Origin of the sequence: Maricaulis maris (assembly GCF_049116555.1) — a bacterium.
In the GTDB taxonomy this organism is placed as follows: domain Bacteria; phylum Pseudomonadota; class Alphaproteobacteria; order Caulobacterales; family Maricaulaceae; genus Maricaulis; species Maricaulis maris_C.
This window is the reverse complement of the sequence record NZ_JAGDYT010000001.1, coordinates 242,177-256,905: the sequence shown is the minus strand read 5'-3', so window position 1 is coordinate 256,905 and position 14,729 is coordinate 242,177. Positions and strand designations below refer to the sequence as shown.

Genomic DNA, 14,729 nt, shown 5'->3' with positions numbered 1-14,729 from the left:
TGGCGACCCGTGCATTCTATTTGGGTAGCGAATTCCTGGTCCGCAACCCCCCCGCATTCAGGATTTGCGCAAGCGCCCGCGCTTGGCTACCAATTGCCCGTCACACACAGGAGTTTTCCCACATGCGTCACGCTCAATTGCTCGCGCTTCTCGCCGGTACGGCCATTCTCGCTGCCTGCAGCGGCGGTTCCGAAGAGCCCGCCGACGGTCCGGACACCGAAGCCATGACCGACACCGTTTCCGAGGTCGCGGAAACCGTCGCGGACGAGCCAGCCGCTCCCGACCTTACCGAGATCACCACCGTCCTGGCGGGCGAATGGCGCGGCAATACCGGCCAACGCGACACATCGCGCAATCCGCGCGAAACACTGGAATTCTTCGAGGTCGACCCGACCGGCACGATTGTCGAAATCTGGCCGGGTGGCGGGTGGTATACCAATATCCTTGCACCGTGGATCAGTGCGAATGGTGGCCAGTATGTCGCCGCGCATTTCAGCCCTGACTCCTCCAGCAATAACCGCCGGCGCTCCCGCGCATCCTTTGAGGCGATGATCGCCGACACGGCGCTCTACGGCGACGTGATGACGGTGGACTTCGATGTTGATACCCAACTCGCGCTCGAACCCGGCTCTGTCGATACGGTTCTGACCTTCCGCAACATCCACAACTGGATGTCGCGCGGGTTCACCGAACGTGCCTTGGCCGACTTCCACACCGTGCTTCGTCCGGGCGGCGTGCTGGGCGTGGTCGAGCACCGCCTCCCCTCCACCCGCGAACAGGACCCGGGCGCCGCGAGCGGCTATGTCCAACAAGCCTATGTCATCGCGCTCGTCGAGGAAGCCGGTTTCGAGTTCGTCGGCGCATCCGAAATCAACGCCAATCCGGCCGACACGGCTGACCACCCGCTGGGCGTCTGGACCCTTCCGCCGGTACGCCGCAACCCGCCCGAGGGTAGCGAACTGGCTGCCGACTGGGACCGGACTTCCTATGATGCCATTGGCGAGAGCGACCGCATGACGCTGCTTTTCCGCAAGCCGGTCACGGAAGACGCGAGCGAGTAATGCGCTCCTGCGTTCTTCTGATCGCAAGTGTGCTGACCGGCTTCCTGTCGCCGATTGCCGTCGCGCAATCGGTCGAACGGGAAGCCGGTCCGCTATCGCGCTTTTACCCGCACCAGGAGACCTATCTTGAAATCGAGGCCGAGCGTCGGACCCACTTCAGCCTGACCTACACAGTCGCCTCCGAGGACGGGATTCCGCCAGCGGAGATCGAGATGTGGTACGAGCAAGAGGGGGAGCGGGTCTCATTGGCGATTGATGAGCGCGGGCGGATCACCCACCGTCCGGACGCGGAAACGCTGGCGAGTGCCCCGTCAGTCTTCATCAATCAGGAAGGCGGCGGCATGTCCTTGAACATGCAGTTCGAGGCCCGACTGCCCGGTGGACCGGACTATGCGGTGGCAGACCTCAATCTGGCCCTGGGCCAAGCCAATCACGCCATGCGCGAAGCAGCCGGCGTCGCCGCGCTGTTCGCGCCGAATTTTCGGACTCTGATCTTTGTCTTCGACGGGCCGGCACCCAGCGCAACGGCGATCATGGCTGACGGGTCGAGCCGCGCGCTGACGGCTCAGGAGAACCGGGTCATCGTGCGCCCACGCGACCGGTCCATGCGCAATCTCACACGGATCGAGCTCGGCGACAGGCCGTTCCGGGTTTTGCTGGACAGTTAGAGAGCCGCTGGAGCAAGCCGCTCGAGCGCCTGTTCCAGGAGGTCCTGATTGGCCGCTGCGACCACCTGGCCGCCAGCTGACGGATCACCGCCACGCCAATTCGTCACCACGCCTCCCGCGCCGGTCACCACCGGAATGAGGGCCTGAACGTCATAGATCTGGAGGCCGCTCTCAACCACCAGGTCAACTCCGCCGGATGCCAGCATGGCATAGGCATAGGCATCAAATCCGAACCGGCAAAGGCGAGTCGCCCTGCGAACGGCCTCGAATGCGTCACGCTCGGCCCCTTCAAACAGGTAGGGATCGGTGCTGGCGAGAATGGCCTGATCCAATGCCCGGCAGGCGGAGACAGCGAGGGGTTGTGACACGTCCGCGCGGTTGTAATGCGCTCCACCGGGCCAACCGGAGAAACGTTCACCGATATGCGGTTGATCAATCACGCCGAGACGCGGCTTGCCAGCCACTTCCAGCGCGATCAGGACGGTCCAGGTGGGCAGGCCGGCGATGAATGCGCGGGTGCCATCGATCGGATCAAGCACCCAGCGGCGCGTGCCGGTGCCTGTGCCGGTGCCCGTGTCTGTGCCCGTGCCAGTGCCGGTGCTGGACCCAAATTCCTCACCGAGGATGGCATCCTGCGGCGCCTCTCGGGACAAGAGCTCACGCATCGCGGTTTCGGATGCGCGGTCAGCCTGAGTGACCGGGTCAAAGCCCGCGCTCAGCTTGTTCTCAACATCCAGACGGGTCCGGAAATAAGGCGCTATGGCCACGCGCGCCGCGTCCGCCATGGCGTGGGCAATCCGAAGATCGGCATGGAAATCGTTATCAGACATGGCAAGCCGCCTAGCACGGCCTGAGGGCCGGTGCCAGACGCCATGATACCAATCCTGAAAAGGATCAGGCCGCGTCGTTCGCCGCCTCTTCCGGCTCGAGCGACTTGGCGAGTTCGAGCAGGCGCTTGCGGGGACGTTCACCGAGGCGGTAATAGGCCCGGATCAGGTCCACGGTTTCCTTCTGGGAGAGCACATCAGCTGCCAGAGTCTCGTCGCCATGCATCTCGTCGCGTTTGGACAGCCCCTCATAGAAGTACTGCACCGGCACATCGAGCGATTCCGCCAGCTCGAAGAGCCGGCTGGCGCTGACCCGGTTGGCCCCGCACTCGTATTTCTGGATTTGCTGGAAACGGATACCGACCGATTCGGCCAGTTGCTGCTGGGTCAGGCCCAGAAGGCGGCGCCGGCGGCGCAACCGTTTACCCACATGAAGGTCGATATCATTCGTCATAACTACTCGCCGCCTAATCTTCGCGTCTCAAAATGCGCCGCTATGGGACGCACACCTCACAGGGGAGCAAAGCGCGTGCCGGGCGAAGGCATGCACCAGTCTTCCCCTGAAATGGGCATGATTAAGGCTGTAGGCGGGATACCCAGTCGATACCGGCCAATTCACTGACAAACCAGCGCATTTTGGCAATGAAATCCGCGTGATCGGAGCGTAACAAAACCCGGTTCTCATCCATGTACAGACCGCGATTGATCTCGATCTGGATCACATTCACGCCTTCCATGGGACGACCGTAATGCTCGGTGGTGAAGCCGCCAGCATAGGGATTGTTCCGAACTGTGACGAATCCGAGGTCCTGGAAAAGCGTCTCGACCGTGTCAGACACCGCCTCCTGGCAAGAGGTTCCGAAACGATCGCCCAGAACGATATCCGCGCCGCGCCCGCTCAGAGCCGGCATGGAATGCATGTCAACGAGGATCACCGAGCCGAATCGGTCCCGCAATCTCATGACTTCATCATGGAGGGCGGAATGATAGGGGTGATAGAAGCGCGCCAAAAGGGCCTTGGCTTCGGCGAATCTCAGCCGTCGTCGATAGAGCGTCCGCCCTTCCGCGCCGATCCGCGGGATAACACCGAGCCCTGATGCCGCGCGACGGGAAGGGGCAATCTCCTTGTCCGGGACCCGATCGGCAAACATGCCCGGGTCCAGCTCGCCGGGCCCGCGGTTCACGTCCACAAACACGCGGGGAAACTCGGCACAGACAAGGCTGGCCCCATATTCCGGCGCAAAGTCAATTAGTTGATCGACATACGCGTCTTCGGATCGTCGCAAAAATTCAACAGGCAGTCTTGTTGAACGACTCAATTCATCGTCATAATCTCTTCCGGAATGCGGTGAGGCGAGGATGAGTGGGCGCGCCAAATTCTCTGGCGGTCGCCCAATCCGCACAACCCGCCTGCCGATATCCGGCCGCTGCACTGCCTCCGTGGCGAACGAGGTTGGAATCGGGGTTGCCATGGACAAACAGTGGTCAGCTGCATCTCGCTGGTCAAGCATGTGCGCGCGTTCAGGGCGTTTTTACCAGATGGGTTTAGGGTGCGCTCACGTTGAGATTTCGCAAGGGTGGGAACCAAGATGGCAAAGATTCTTCTCGCGGAAGATGATGACTCGATGCGCGACTTCCTCGCCAAGGCGCTGAAGCGCGCCGGCCACGAGGTATTGGTGTGCTCGGACGGCGAGGAAGGCTTGGATGCGATCGGTGAGCAACCGGCGCAATTTGACCTTCTTCTGACAGATATTGTCATGCCGGGGGTGGATGGTATCGAGCTGGCCCGTCGGGCCGCTGAGATCGATCCGGCCCTCAAGATCATGTTCATTACCGGCTTCGCCGCCGTGGCCCTCAATCCGGGATCTGGTGCGCCAACCAATGCCAAAGTCCTGTCCAAGCCCTTCCACTTGCGTGAGCTGGTAGATGAAGTGGCCCGCGTGATGGCGGCCTGACCAGCGACAACGCGACACGATCAGACAAAAACGCCGCCCGATTGGGCGGCGTTTTTTTTGCGCTTTGGCTGCACACAAAGAAAAGGGGCCGCCCGAAGGCGGCCCCGATCCTTGTCGTCAAAGGTCTGGGACTTACCAGGCCTTGCGGACGTTGACGTAGAGGCGACGACCAAGGAGGTCGTAACCGGAACCGAGCACTTCACTGCCCGAGCCCTGGGTTGCGCCAGAAGCGTTCTGGTCAACAACAGCCGGATCTTCGTCGAGCACGTTATTGATGCCGACGGTGATGCCCCAAGTGTCCATTTCCCAGTTGGTGGAAAGGTCGTGATAGTAGACCGCATCCCAGCTGTCGACGGCATCGCCACCGAGCTCGGAAGCCGCCTGCAGACGATCACCGTAGTTGACACCCACGACGTTGGAGATGGAAGCCTGCTCACCCAGGTAGCGGATGCGCCAGTTGATGTTCCAGTCACCAAAGTCGAAACGGTTGTTCACGGTGCCGCGCCATTCCGGGTTACCCCAGTCACCAACGAAGTTGTTGGTGTCGGAAGCAGCCGTGGTCTGGCTCAGGATCTCTTCAGACTTCGTGAACGTACCGTTCATGTCGTAGTTGAAGCCACCGAACAGATCGATGTCCATGTTGAAACGACCGTTGAAGTCCCAACCCGTAGCTTCCTGCGTCGCAACGTTGAACGGCGTGTTGTCAACGAGCAGCAGCTGACCGGTGTTCGTGTCACGCGTACGGCGAGCACAGAACGGGTCATTCGGGAAGTTGGTCGAGTTGTAGCACTGAGACAGCGAGAAGGCCGTGCCCGGGATCGCGATGGAATCCTGGACTTCGATACCCCAGTAGCTGACGCGCAGTGACGCATCGAACGCATCCGTGAACGGCTGGTCAAAGACAAAGCCGACCGAGAAAGCGTCAGACGTTTCAGGCTCGAGACCCGGGTTACCTGCACGGAAGGCCTCGATCGAGGACACACCGTTCAGGCCCAGAGCCGTCGGATCGACGCCTTCAGCCACACAGTTCGCAAGCACAACCGGATCACGACCATCATTGGCCGGGTCGTAGGTGCCGCTATTGTTGGCAGCCGTCGGAACCACACACGGATCGGAGAAGCCAGAAGCAAAGCCGGTCTGGCCGCCCAGGAAGAGCTCGCGAAGGTTCGGAGCACGGAAGGACGTACCCAGAGTACCGTTGAAGGTCAGGCTGTCATTGACAACCCAAGCACCACGCACCGAGTAGGTGGAGTTCTGACCATAATACTCGTGGTCGGTAAGACGACCGGCGAGATCAACGGAGATGTCTTCGGCAAACGCTGCACCGGAAACGAGCGGGATCGACAGCTCGCCGTAGTACTCGGTCAGGGACGCTTGGCCAACAGAGCGACGGTCGGCGAAGTAGCCAGCCGCACGACCCTGCGAGGTCACGGTGTCCGTACCGGAGTCGAGCGAGTCACGACGCCATTCAATACCGATCACGGCGTTCACTTCACCAGCCGGCAGTTCAAAGACCGGACCGGTGGTGAAACCACCCATGATCAGCTGGTCAACCGTCGTGGTCGCCGTACGATCGATGCGCAGGAAGTCATACTCTTCCGGAGTACCGAAGCTCGGAGCAGTCGCGGTGTCTTGCGGGTACAGGTTCGGGTGGAAGAGATCGACCGGCACACAATTGCCCGGGTTCAGGAAGCCGAACAGCGTGACGTTGGAGTTGTCGTAACCACAAACGATCTCACCGCCTTCAACGCGGGTGGTGGCGATCGTGGCCGTCAGACGGTCTTCGTCAACCTGCGGACGACGCGAGTAACCCATCGAACGGGTGTAGCCGGCGAACATCTCGTACGACCAGGACGGAGCGAAGCTCCAGTCGCCCTGAACGCCCGTCATGAAGCGGGTGTACTGGGTTTCCACGTCGATGTTGGAACGCTCGATCGGCGAAGCGAAGATCGGAACAACATCGAAGCCGAACGGGTTGAACGGGTTGCTGGCGCCAACGGTCGGGAAGATCTGACCGTGGTAACCGGAGCGGTAGGTCGTCTGCGAGTTGGTGTGAAGCAGCTCGGTGAAGACCGTCACGTTTTCCTGGCCCAGGATGCGGTCGATCGTGTAATCGCCCGTAAACAGGAAGGAGTAACGCTGGCTGTCCGGAATAACGTCCGTGGCCTGGTCGAGGTAGGACGAACGGTTTTGCTCATCCGTCGACGTGCCCGTGGACCAACCGATGATCGGGTTCACGAAGTTCGACGTGCCCGGCGTGGAGTACACGTCGGTGCTGAACAGACCCGGGTTGGCGAAGTAGGACGCCAGGCTCGGTGCACCATCAACATAGTAGTTGAAAGTACGGATACGGTTGATGATGGAGCCTTCACACTCGGACAGCAGCGAGCCGTCAGCCGCGATCTCAATGTCGCGCGAGCAATACAGGCCATCGGTCGGATCGTAGTTGTAGTCACGATCCTGAACCTGCAGGCGCTGCTGATGGAAGTATTCCATGGCGAACATGAAACGGCCGTTCTCGGAAGAATCGCCCATCGTCATGTTCCAGCGGTGCGAGCCACCACCGGATTCTTCCGGCGTGGACGTCACGGCACCAACGCGGAAGCCATCGAACGAGTCGTTCAGGATGACGTTGACCACGCCAGCAACGGCGTCAGAACCGTAAACCGAAGACGCACCATCCAGCAGGATGTCGACGCGCGCGATGGCGTCGGTCGGAATGATGTCGAGGTTCGGCAGCGACGGAGCGCCTTCAACGCCCGACGGAGCGACACGACGGCCGTTGATCAGCAGCAGCGTCTGGTCAGGATTAAGACCACGCAGCGTGATGGTGTTGGAGCCCGGGCCGGCGTCGGTGACGAAGGCACCGGCGATGGCGTTGTCGAGCTGGACGCCCTGGGCCACGGATGACGTCTGAAGAATTTGCGCGGCGTCGATCAGACCGGCGTCACGGATTTCTTCACTGTCGATGACCTGAAGCGGAGCCGGCGAGCTGAACGCATCACGACGGATACGAGAACCGGTGATGACGATGGTATCATCACTGGATTCTTCAGCCTGCTCGTCTTCGTCCTCGTCCTGGTCTTGAGCGTAGGCCGGCGAGATGGTCAGACCGGCGGCAGCAAAGCCAGCGAGGATGGTGGAGCGCAGAAGACGCTCCCGATCCCAAATATTGCTCACGATTGTACCCCTTTGTTACGTGTCTCCCGGATCCGCTTTGGCGCAGATCTCAGGATGGCTGGGTTAAACCCTACCTATCTGGACTATGTCGGAGCGGGGTTGGGGATGAAAGCAGGAGTCGCGGCATCGCCGCATTTCTGTCTCAATTGTTGCAAAAAAGTCATAGGCTGGTCAGACCCATGAAACGCTTCGGCCATGCAGCGCCTTCCCGCGTTTGCGCGCAGGGTTGGACGGGAATTCCGGCCGGTCTGCAACTCGGGTGCGAGAGACGGCTTGCGCTCCGCGGAAGGTGGGGTTAGAACCCCGGCTCTCTTGAGACGGATGGGCGATTAGCTCAGCGGGAGAGCACTTCGTTGACATCGAAGGGGTCACTGGTTCAATCCCAGTATCGCCCACCATCAAGTCTCAGGTTTTCATGACACAAGCCAACCCGCCTTCTCCCGGCCGCATCAGCAGCGCTGCACAGTCGCCGCTGATCCCCGAGACCGCCGACCTGCCGTATCAGACCATGAGTGAGATGTTCACCTATCTGGCGGCCGAAGGCGCGGACCAGGGTGGCGACCCGCTCAAGCTGGACACTGTGGAGATCAAGCGTTCCTACGCGATCTGTCTGGTTCCACGTTCAGGCAGTACATTTCTTACGCATCTCCTGAAAGCGTCTGAACAATTCGGCTTTCCGAATGAATGGCTCGCGGTCCCGCTGGCCGAAGACCAGGCGCGCCAAACCGGTTCCGGAGACTGGGACACGCTGTTTCGCCGGATCATGGCGCGCTATGCGTCGAAGAACGGCGTCAGCGGTATCGAACTGGCACTCGCCCATCTGACCTGGGGCCGCCAGGCGACCCGCCGTCATGACGTGCTGGACCCAAGCTGGACCTATTTCTATCTGCGTCGCCGCAACATTGTGCGCCAGGCCATTTCCATGCACGTCGCCCATCAATCCGGCGTCCTGCACTCCTTCCAGATGAGCGATGATGCCCGCAAAGTTCGTGATGCCGTGCTGTATGACACGCCCGCGCTGCGCAACTGGATCAAATTCCTGCAGGATGAAGAATTGAAATGGGAGCGCGAATTCGGACGCATCGGGATTGAACCGATCCGCCTGTACTATGAGGACATTACGGCCCGTCCGGAACGCGCCGTGCGACTCTTCTCGAATGCACTCGGATTGCCTGAGACACCGACCGTGAAAGCGAGTCCGATCGAACGCGTCGGCACGTCGCGGACGGATGAGTGGGAAGCCCGCTATCGCGAGGAGGATGCGGATTTCCTCGCCGGCCTCGTCATGCATCGCCCCTTTGTCCATACACCGATGTCCACGAGCTGACCCGTCAGCGGGAACTGCGCGTGCGCCCTACCCCTGTCCCGTCGGCCTCGCTATCTCTCACAGACGACAAGGGAGAGAGTGATGGAAGACCGGCTGCGCGACGCGCTCAAGACGATCACCGAACAGCAATCCGGGCGAGACCTGATCGATGCCGGACGGATTGAAGCGGCCGGTATCGCTGGCGAGACAGCCACCATCATCGTCAAGCCACCGGTCGCCGGCTCGCCCGATCTCGATCGCCTGCAGCCGCAGATCGAAGCCGCTGTTACGGCGCTGGACGGCATTGATCGGGCGCGGGTCGTGATGACCGCTCACCGCGATGGCCAGTCTGCCAAGCCTGCCGGGCGACCCGCACCCAAACAGGCCGCGACCTCCCCCGGCAAAAAGCCGGCCAAGCGCATTATCGCGGTCGCCTCCGGCAAGGGCGGTGTCGGCAAGTCGACGATCGCCGCCAATCTCGCCGTTGCCCTCGCCCGCGAAGGCCTGAAGGTCGGCCTGCTGGATGCCGACATCTACGGCCCTTCTGCGCCGCGCCTGTTCGGGAAGAATGACGTCCCCGGCCTGCGCAAAACCGATGCCGGCGTGCAGCCGATCGAGGCCCATGGCGTCAAGCTGGTGTCCATGGGGTTTGTGGTCAAACCCGGCGCCGCCGTGGTCTGGCGCGGCCCCATGGTCCAGGGCGCGATCCGGCAATTCATGATGGACACCGATTGGGGCCAGCCTGACGTGCTGATCATCGACATGCCGCCGGGCACCGGCGATGCCCAGCTCGCCATCGCCCAGGACATGCCGGTGGATGGCGCGGTCATCGTCTCCACCCCGCAAGACCTCGCGCTGGACGATGCCCGCAAGGCAATGAGCCTGTTCGAGCAGACCCATGTCCCCCTGCTGGGCATGATCGAGAACATGAGCGTCTTCCTGTGCCCGCATTGCGGCGAGAGCAGCCATATCTTCGGCGAAGGCGGTGCCCGCGCCGAGGCCGAGCGCATGGGTCTGACTTATCTCGGCGACATCCCGCTGCACCCGGAATTGCGCGCCCGCTCTGATGCCGGAGAACCCGCCGCCCTTGATGACGGCCCGGTCGGCAAGGCTTTCCGCAAGGCGGCACTGGCTGCCCTCGAGGCTGCCGAGCAGGCCAACAAGCCGGCTCCGGAGATCGTTCTCAGCTAGCGGGACCGGCCAACCGCAATCCGCCGACCGCAAGGCCATCAGGGGCGTGAACGCCAAATATCTCTGACAATACCTCCGGCCTCAGCGCGCGGTCAGGCGTCCCGTCTGCGCGCACCTGTCCGTGATCAAGCACGATCACCCGGTCTGCCCGCCTCGCGGCCAACTCGAGCGCATGCAGCGAGACAATCACGAGCGCGCCCTGCGCGGCCTCAGCCGCCAGAATATCCAGCACGCCGAGCTGGTGACGCACATCAAGAGCGGCGGTCGGCTCGTCGAGCAGGATAATGCCTGCGCCTACACACAGCGTCCGAGCGAGAAGCACCCGCGCCTGCTCGCCCGATGACAGCGTATCAAAACGCCGGTCAGCCAAATGCGCGGCTTCCGTTTTCGCAAGCGCCTGATCAACAGCCGCCCGGTCCGCCTCCGTCAGGCTGCGCAGGGGTTTGAGATGCGGGATACGGCCAAGCGCCACCAGGCGACGCACCTCGATCGGCCAGGCCGCGCGCCCGTCGGGCGGGAGATAGGCGATGGCCTGCGCGCGGTCACGATCTGTCAGATCGGCGAGCGCGTGCCCGTCATGCGCCACGCGCCCTTGCGCGGGTTCCACCAGTCCGGCGAGCAAACGCAGGAGGCTGGATTTTCCCACCCCGTTGGGACCGACCAGCGCGACCAATCCATTTCCCTCAAACGATAGCGAAACGTCATCAAACAGGGTCTCTCGCCCCGGCTGATAGGAAACCGCATCAAGGATGAGACGGGTCATGGTGCGCGCCTTTGCGTATGACGGACAAGCCAGAGGAAGAAAGGCGCACCGATCAAAGCTGTCAGGACACCGAGATAGAGAGGAATGCCGGGACCCGACAGCAGACGGGTCGCCAGATCGGCCAGGACAATCAGAACCGCGCCGCCCAGGGCCGAGGGCAGGATCAATGCGCCGGCTCGCCAGGCTACAAACGGCCGCAGGACATGCGGCACGACGAGGCCGACGAAGCCGATCGCACCGGCAACCGCCACCCCTCCGCCGACCGCCAGGGCTGTCCCCAGCACGACCGCAAGCTTCAGTCGACCCAGACCAATTCCCAGCGAGCGGGCGGTTTCCTCACCCAATCCCAGCGCATCGAGCCCGCGCGCCAACGGCACCAGGACCATCAGACCAGTGAGAATGACCGGCGCCGCGAAACCAACCTCGGTCCAGCTGGCATCGCCGAGCGATCCCATGAGCCAATAGGCGATCTCGGCCAGCGCCCAGGGGTTTGGTGCCAGATTCATCAGCAAGGCGGTGACCGCCCCGGCCGTCGCATTGACCGCAACACCGGCGAGAATGAGCGTGGTTGCGCTGGCACCGCGCCCGGCAATCGCAAACAGGGCGAGAACGCCGAGCGCCGCACCGATGACACCCGCCACAGGCAGGGCCAGCGCGAAAAGCGACGAGAGGCCGAAATAAAGACAGATGACCGCACCGAGCCCCGCACTGGCCGACACGCCGACAACGCCGGGATCGGCCAGCGGATTACGGAAAAAACCCTGCAAGGCAGCACCCGAGGCACCAAGCCCCGCACCCACGAGTATGCCGAGCAGGACCCGCGGCAGGCGTAGTTCACGCAGCACCAGACTGCCGAGCGCATCATCGGGAGCGATCAGCGCCGCCGGACCGGCGCCGCCGCTTCCGGCAAACAGGGCGATCGCGGAAACCAGGGTGAGGATCACCGCAAGAAGGAGGTTGAGCCTGAGAGGTGTCATCAGTCGCGCTCCCAGGCGTCAATCGCATCGGCAATCAACTCCGCTGCATCGATCAGGCGCGGGCTTGCGCACGGCCACACGCCGGCAGGAATTTCAGCACGGTCCGGATGGTCCAGCAGTCGCCGGTAAGCTGTATGCCGGCGGGCGCGATTGAAGGTACTGGCATAGCCGTCGACAAAGAAGCTGGTGAGGACGATATCGGCCTGTAGCCCCAGCGCCAGTTCCGGGTCGGACCGCGTCCAGCCAGTTGCTCCCCGCTCGGCCATCACATTGATGCCGCCTGCGGCGTTGATCGCCGCATCGATATAAGTTCCGGCACCGGCAGAACCACCCGACACACTCAGATAAACCATGCGGGGCTGGCGCGGCCGCTCCTCCGCCCGCTCGGCCAGGCGCGCGAGACGCTGGTCGATTTCGGAGATCGCAAGATCGGCTTCGCGTTCGCGGGAACTGGCTGCGCCAAGCGCGATCAGATTATTGCGCACACCCCCAAAATCGTCGGCCCAAGCAAGCTCGACAGAGTCGTAGCCGGCGCGGTCGAGCAGCCGAGCCGTGCGCCCTCCTTCGCCCGTGCCGAACACGGTCAGTTGAGGCGAAAGCTCAAGCAGGCGCGCTGCATCCGGCCACGCCCGGGGCAAGGCGCGCGACCACGGTGGCGCCGCCGAGACCGATTGGTCTACCTGCCAGGACAGGGCGGTGATCCCGTCTTCCGGTGCCAGGGCCAGAACGTAGGCGTCCGCGCATAGCGAAGTCGAGGCGATGCCGCCTTGCGGCACCGCCCCTTCCTCAGCCAGGGCCGGACTAGCGATGAGCGAGACGCAGGCCGAGATACAAGCCGCGACCCGGCGTGTGATAGCCGAAGACATCCTGATACTCCTCATCGAGCAGGTTTTCCCCGCGGGCATAGATTTCGACGCCCTCACGGACCTCCCATCCGACCTGGCCGCCCACAAGCGAATAGGCGTTCAGCTGGACCGGCTGGAAAGTTCCGAAATCGGTGTCGGTCTGATCACCGGTATGGTCGAGCGTCGCCGATGCCGAGAACGGACCGTCTATCGGCGCCCAGGACAGGGTCAGCGAGGCCAGGCGTTCCGGGCGGCGGATTTCCGCGACCCCGCTTTCCTCACTGTCCAGCAGGCTGACCGAGGCGAAGAGCGACCAGGCCGGGTCAATATCCCACGCGGCCGACATTTCCACACCTCGCCGATCCGAGCGGGTAGCCGCATTCAGCGCCGTCGCCGGAAAAGCGCCGAAGTCGGTATAGATTTCATTCTCCAGCTCGGAGCTGAAATAGACGACCGAGACGCTCGCCGCGCCCGCAAGCAGGTTCTGATCCCAGGCGACTTCCCAACCGCGGGACGCTTCCGGTGCCAGGTCTGGATTTCCGGTAAAGAAGTCAGGGAAGAAACCAAATAGCTCATAGATGCCGGGATTCTTCACCGCCTCGCCAAAATTGGCCCGCAAACGGCCACCGACCGAATCAAAATCCCATCCGGCACCTACCCGCCATGTCGTCGAGTCCGCGAACAGGGAGTGGACGTCATGCCGGGCAGAGCCTGTTACATCGAAGGCGCCGCGCGACAGGCCATAGTCAAACGCCAGCGCATCGGCTTCGAGACGACGCGTCTGATTGGAACCGGCACCCCCACCCGAAAAGGATTTCAGACGGTCCTGGTCATGCTCGACGAGACCGGTAAGACGGTGCTGATAGGGGCCGGTCTCCCAAATCCCGGTCACCTCGTAGTGGACCTGAAGGCGTTGCCCCAGGGCACGCGACGTCTGCGCGCCCGAGAACCGGGAGCGCGAGGTGTCATCGGTGAGTTGAAGTGCAACTTCATGACTGACCCCGACATCCCGCCATTGCTGCTCACCCAGCAGGGCCAACCGCGCCAGAACAGTGTCCCCGTCTGTGCGCAGATCAACATTGTCGAGCCGACCATCAAAATCAGTATCACTATCGTATTCACTTTCGCTTGCGATGCGGCGCGCCGTGCCCTCCAGCTGCCAACCTTCGCGGATATGGAAGCCGCCCGACAGTGAAATGACCGTGTTGGCGTAACCGTCCCGCTCGCCACCAAGGCCAGCGACATCAATGCCGTCGCTTCGATAGTCGCTGGCACTGCCGGACAGCCAATGATCCCCGATCTCGCCACCGACCTGAACGCTCAGGCGCCGCGTGTCGAAACTCCCGCCTTCAAGGCGGGCTCCGAGGTCAAGACGGTTTTGCGGCCGCCGGGAATTGAGTCGAATGACGCCGCCGATCGCATCGGCACCCCAGAGCGCGGATTGCTCGCCTCGCGCGACCTCGATCGAGGCCAGGTCATCGAATGCGTAGTGCGAGAAATCAGCCTCGCCGGTAAAGGGGTTGGAGGCTTCGACGCCATCGATCAGGACGAGGACATGATTGGCTTCCGAGCCGCGAGCCCGGATCTGCGTCAAGGAGCCGGGCGCACCGGAGCGCGATACAGCGAGCCCGGGCACGGCCCGCAGCGCGTCCGCCGCAAAGCTCGCCGAACGCGCCTCGAGCAGGTCGGCATCCAGAAGCGTGATGCTCGAAGTGGCTTGATCGGCCGGCAACGCAATCCGCGCCGCAGTGATGTAAATGATCTCGGATTCGTCGCTCGTCTGAGCGAATGCCGAGACCGGAAAGCCAAGGCATGAGGCGGCCAGACAAAGCTGGTGCCAGGATTTTATACGCATTTGCCACGTCTCCATAGCAGTAAGGCCCGAGACCGATGGGCCACGAGCGGGTTGCAGAGGAGTCGTCAGAAACGGAAAACACCGCGCCAGTCTCGTGAGCT

Annotated in this window: 13 protein-coding genes and 1 tRNA gene; 6 read left to right on the top strand and 8 right to left on the bottom strand. The window is 62.5% G+C overall.

Going from position 1 to position 14,729, the window contains the following annotated elements; all coding sequences use genetic code 11:
* The first annotated feature begins 122 nt into the window (after positions 1-122).
* Both JXQ94_RS01115 and JXQ94_RS01110 read left to right on the top strand, forming a co-directional pair.
* Positions 123-1,061, top strand: a complete 939-nt coding sequence (locus JXQ94_RS01115; protein WP_421921985.1) for a class I SAM-dependent methyltransferase — start codon at positions 123-125, stop codon at positions 1,059-1,061.
* Positions 1,061-1,729, top strand: a complete 669-nt coding sequence (locus JXQ94_RS01110) for a hypothetical protein (protein WP_421921984.1) — start codon at positions 1,061-1,063, stop codon at positions 1,727-1,729. The genes JXQ94_RS01115 and JXQ94_RS01110 overlap by 1 nt, the downstream gene beginning before the upstream one ends.
* Here JXQ94_RS01110 and hisN read toward each other — a convergent pair.
* The 3 genes from hisN to JXQ94_RS01095 form a co-directional block, all read right to left on the bottom strand.
* Positions 1,726-2,559, bottom strand: a complete 834-nt coding sequence (gene hisN / locus JXQ94_RS01105) for a histidinol-phosphatase (protein WP_421921983.1) — start codon at positions 2,557-2,559, stop codon at positions 1,726-1,728. The genes JXQ94_RS01110 and hisN overlap by 4 nt on opposite strands.
* 64 nt (positions 2,560-2,623) lie before the next feature.
* Positions 2,624-3,010 carry a helix-turn-helix domain-containing protein gene (locus tag JXQ94_RS01100; protein ID WP_301063709.1) on the bottom strand — a complete coding sequence of 129 codons (387 nt, stop codon included), beginning with the start codon at positions 3,008-3,010 and terminating at the stop codon, positions 2,624-2,626.
* Between the two features lie 121 nt (positions 3,011-3,131).
* Positions 3,132-4,028, bottom strand: a complete 897-nt coding sequence (locus JXQ94_RS01095; RefSeq protein ID WP_421921982.1) for an N-formylglutamate amidohydrolase — start codon at positions 4,026-4,028, stop codon at positions 3,132-3,134.
* Positions 4,029-4,145: 117 nt separating this feature from the next.
* On the opposite strand from JXQ94_RS01095, the gene cpdR reads away from it, so the two are divergent.
* The gene (gene cpdR, locus JXQ94_RS01090; RefSeq protein WP_075188630.1) at positions 4,146-4,511 is read left to right on the top strand and encodes a cell cycle two-component system response regulator CpdR; all 366 of its coding nucleotides are present in this window, start codon (positions 4,146-4,148) and stop codon (positions 4,509-4,511) included.
* A gap of 132 nt (positions 4,512-4,643) precedes the next feature.
* Here cpdR and JXQ94_RS01085 read toward each other — a convergent pair whose 3' ends face one another.
* Positions 4,644-7,691, bottom strand: coding sequence for a TonB-dependent receptor plug domain-containing protein (locus tag JXQ94_RS01085; protein WP_421921981.1), 3,048 nt, complete (start codon positions 7,689-7,691; stop codon positions 4,644-4,646).
* Positions 7,692-8,014: 323 nt separating this feature from the next.
* Here JXQ94_RS01085 and JXQ94_RS01080 point away from each other — a divergent pair.
* The 3 genes from JXQ94_RS01080 (at position 8,015) to JXQ94_RS01070 (ending at position 10,188) form a co-directional block, all read left to right on the top strand.
* A tRNA-Val gene (locus JXQ94_RS01080) sits at positions 8,015-8,089 on the top strand.
* 110 nt (positions 8,090-8,199) lie between these two features.
* Complete coding sequence (locus tag JXQ94_RS01075) at positions 8,200-9,018, top strand: Stf0 family sulfotransferase (RefSeq protein ID WP_421921980.1); 819 nt, start codon at positions 8,200-8,202, stop codon at positions 9,016-9,018.
* 81 nt (positions 9,019-9,099) lie between these two features.
* Positions 9,100-10,188: a P-loop NTPase gene (locus JXQ94_RS01070; RefSeq protein ID WP_421921979.1), complete on the top strand. Its 1,089-nt coding sequence runs from the start codon at positions 9,100-9,102 to the stop codon at positions 10,186-10,188.
* Here the strand turns inward: JXQ94_RS01070 and JXQ94_RS01065 are convergent.
* From JXQ94_RS01065 to JXQ94_RS01050, 4 genes are read right to left on the bottom strand one after another with little or no spacing between them, the layout of a single operon-like run.
* Positions 10,181-10,951 carry an ABC transporter ATP-binding protein gene (locus JXQ94_RS01065; RefSeq protein WP_421921978.1) on the bottom strand — a complete coding sequence of 257 codons (771 nt, stop codon included), beginning with the start codon at positions 10,949-10,951 and terminating at the stop codon, positions 10,181-10,183. The genes JXQ94_RS01070 and JXQ94_RS01065 overlap by 8 nt on opposite strands.
* Positions 10,948-11,928: a FecCD family ABC transporter permease gene (locus JXQ94_RS01060; RefSeq protein WP_421921977.1), complete on the bottom strand. Its 981-nt coding sequence runs from the start codon at positions 11,926-11,928 to the stop codon at positions 10,948-10,950. The genes JXQ94_RS01065 and JXQ94_RS01060 overlap by 4 nt, the downstream gene beginning before the upstream one ends.
* A complete protein-coding gene (locus JXQ94_RS01055; RefSeq protein ID WP_421921976.1) occupies positions 11,928-12,794 on the bottom strand; it encodes an ABC transporter substrate-binding protein in 867 nt (288 codons plus the stop codon). The genes JXQ94_RS01060 and JXQ94_RS01055 overlap by 1 nt, the downstream gene beginning before the upstream one ends.
* Complete coding sequence (locus JXQ94_RS01050; protein WP_421921975.1) at positions 12,730-14,628, bottom strand: TonB-dependent receptor plug domain-containing protein; 1,899 nt, start codon at positions 14,626-14,628, stop codon at positions 12,730-12,732. The genes JXQ94_RS01055 and JXQ94_RS01050 overlap by 65 nt, the downstream gene beginning before the upstream one ends.
* Between the last annotated feature and the right edge of the window lie 101 nt (positions 14,629-14,729).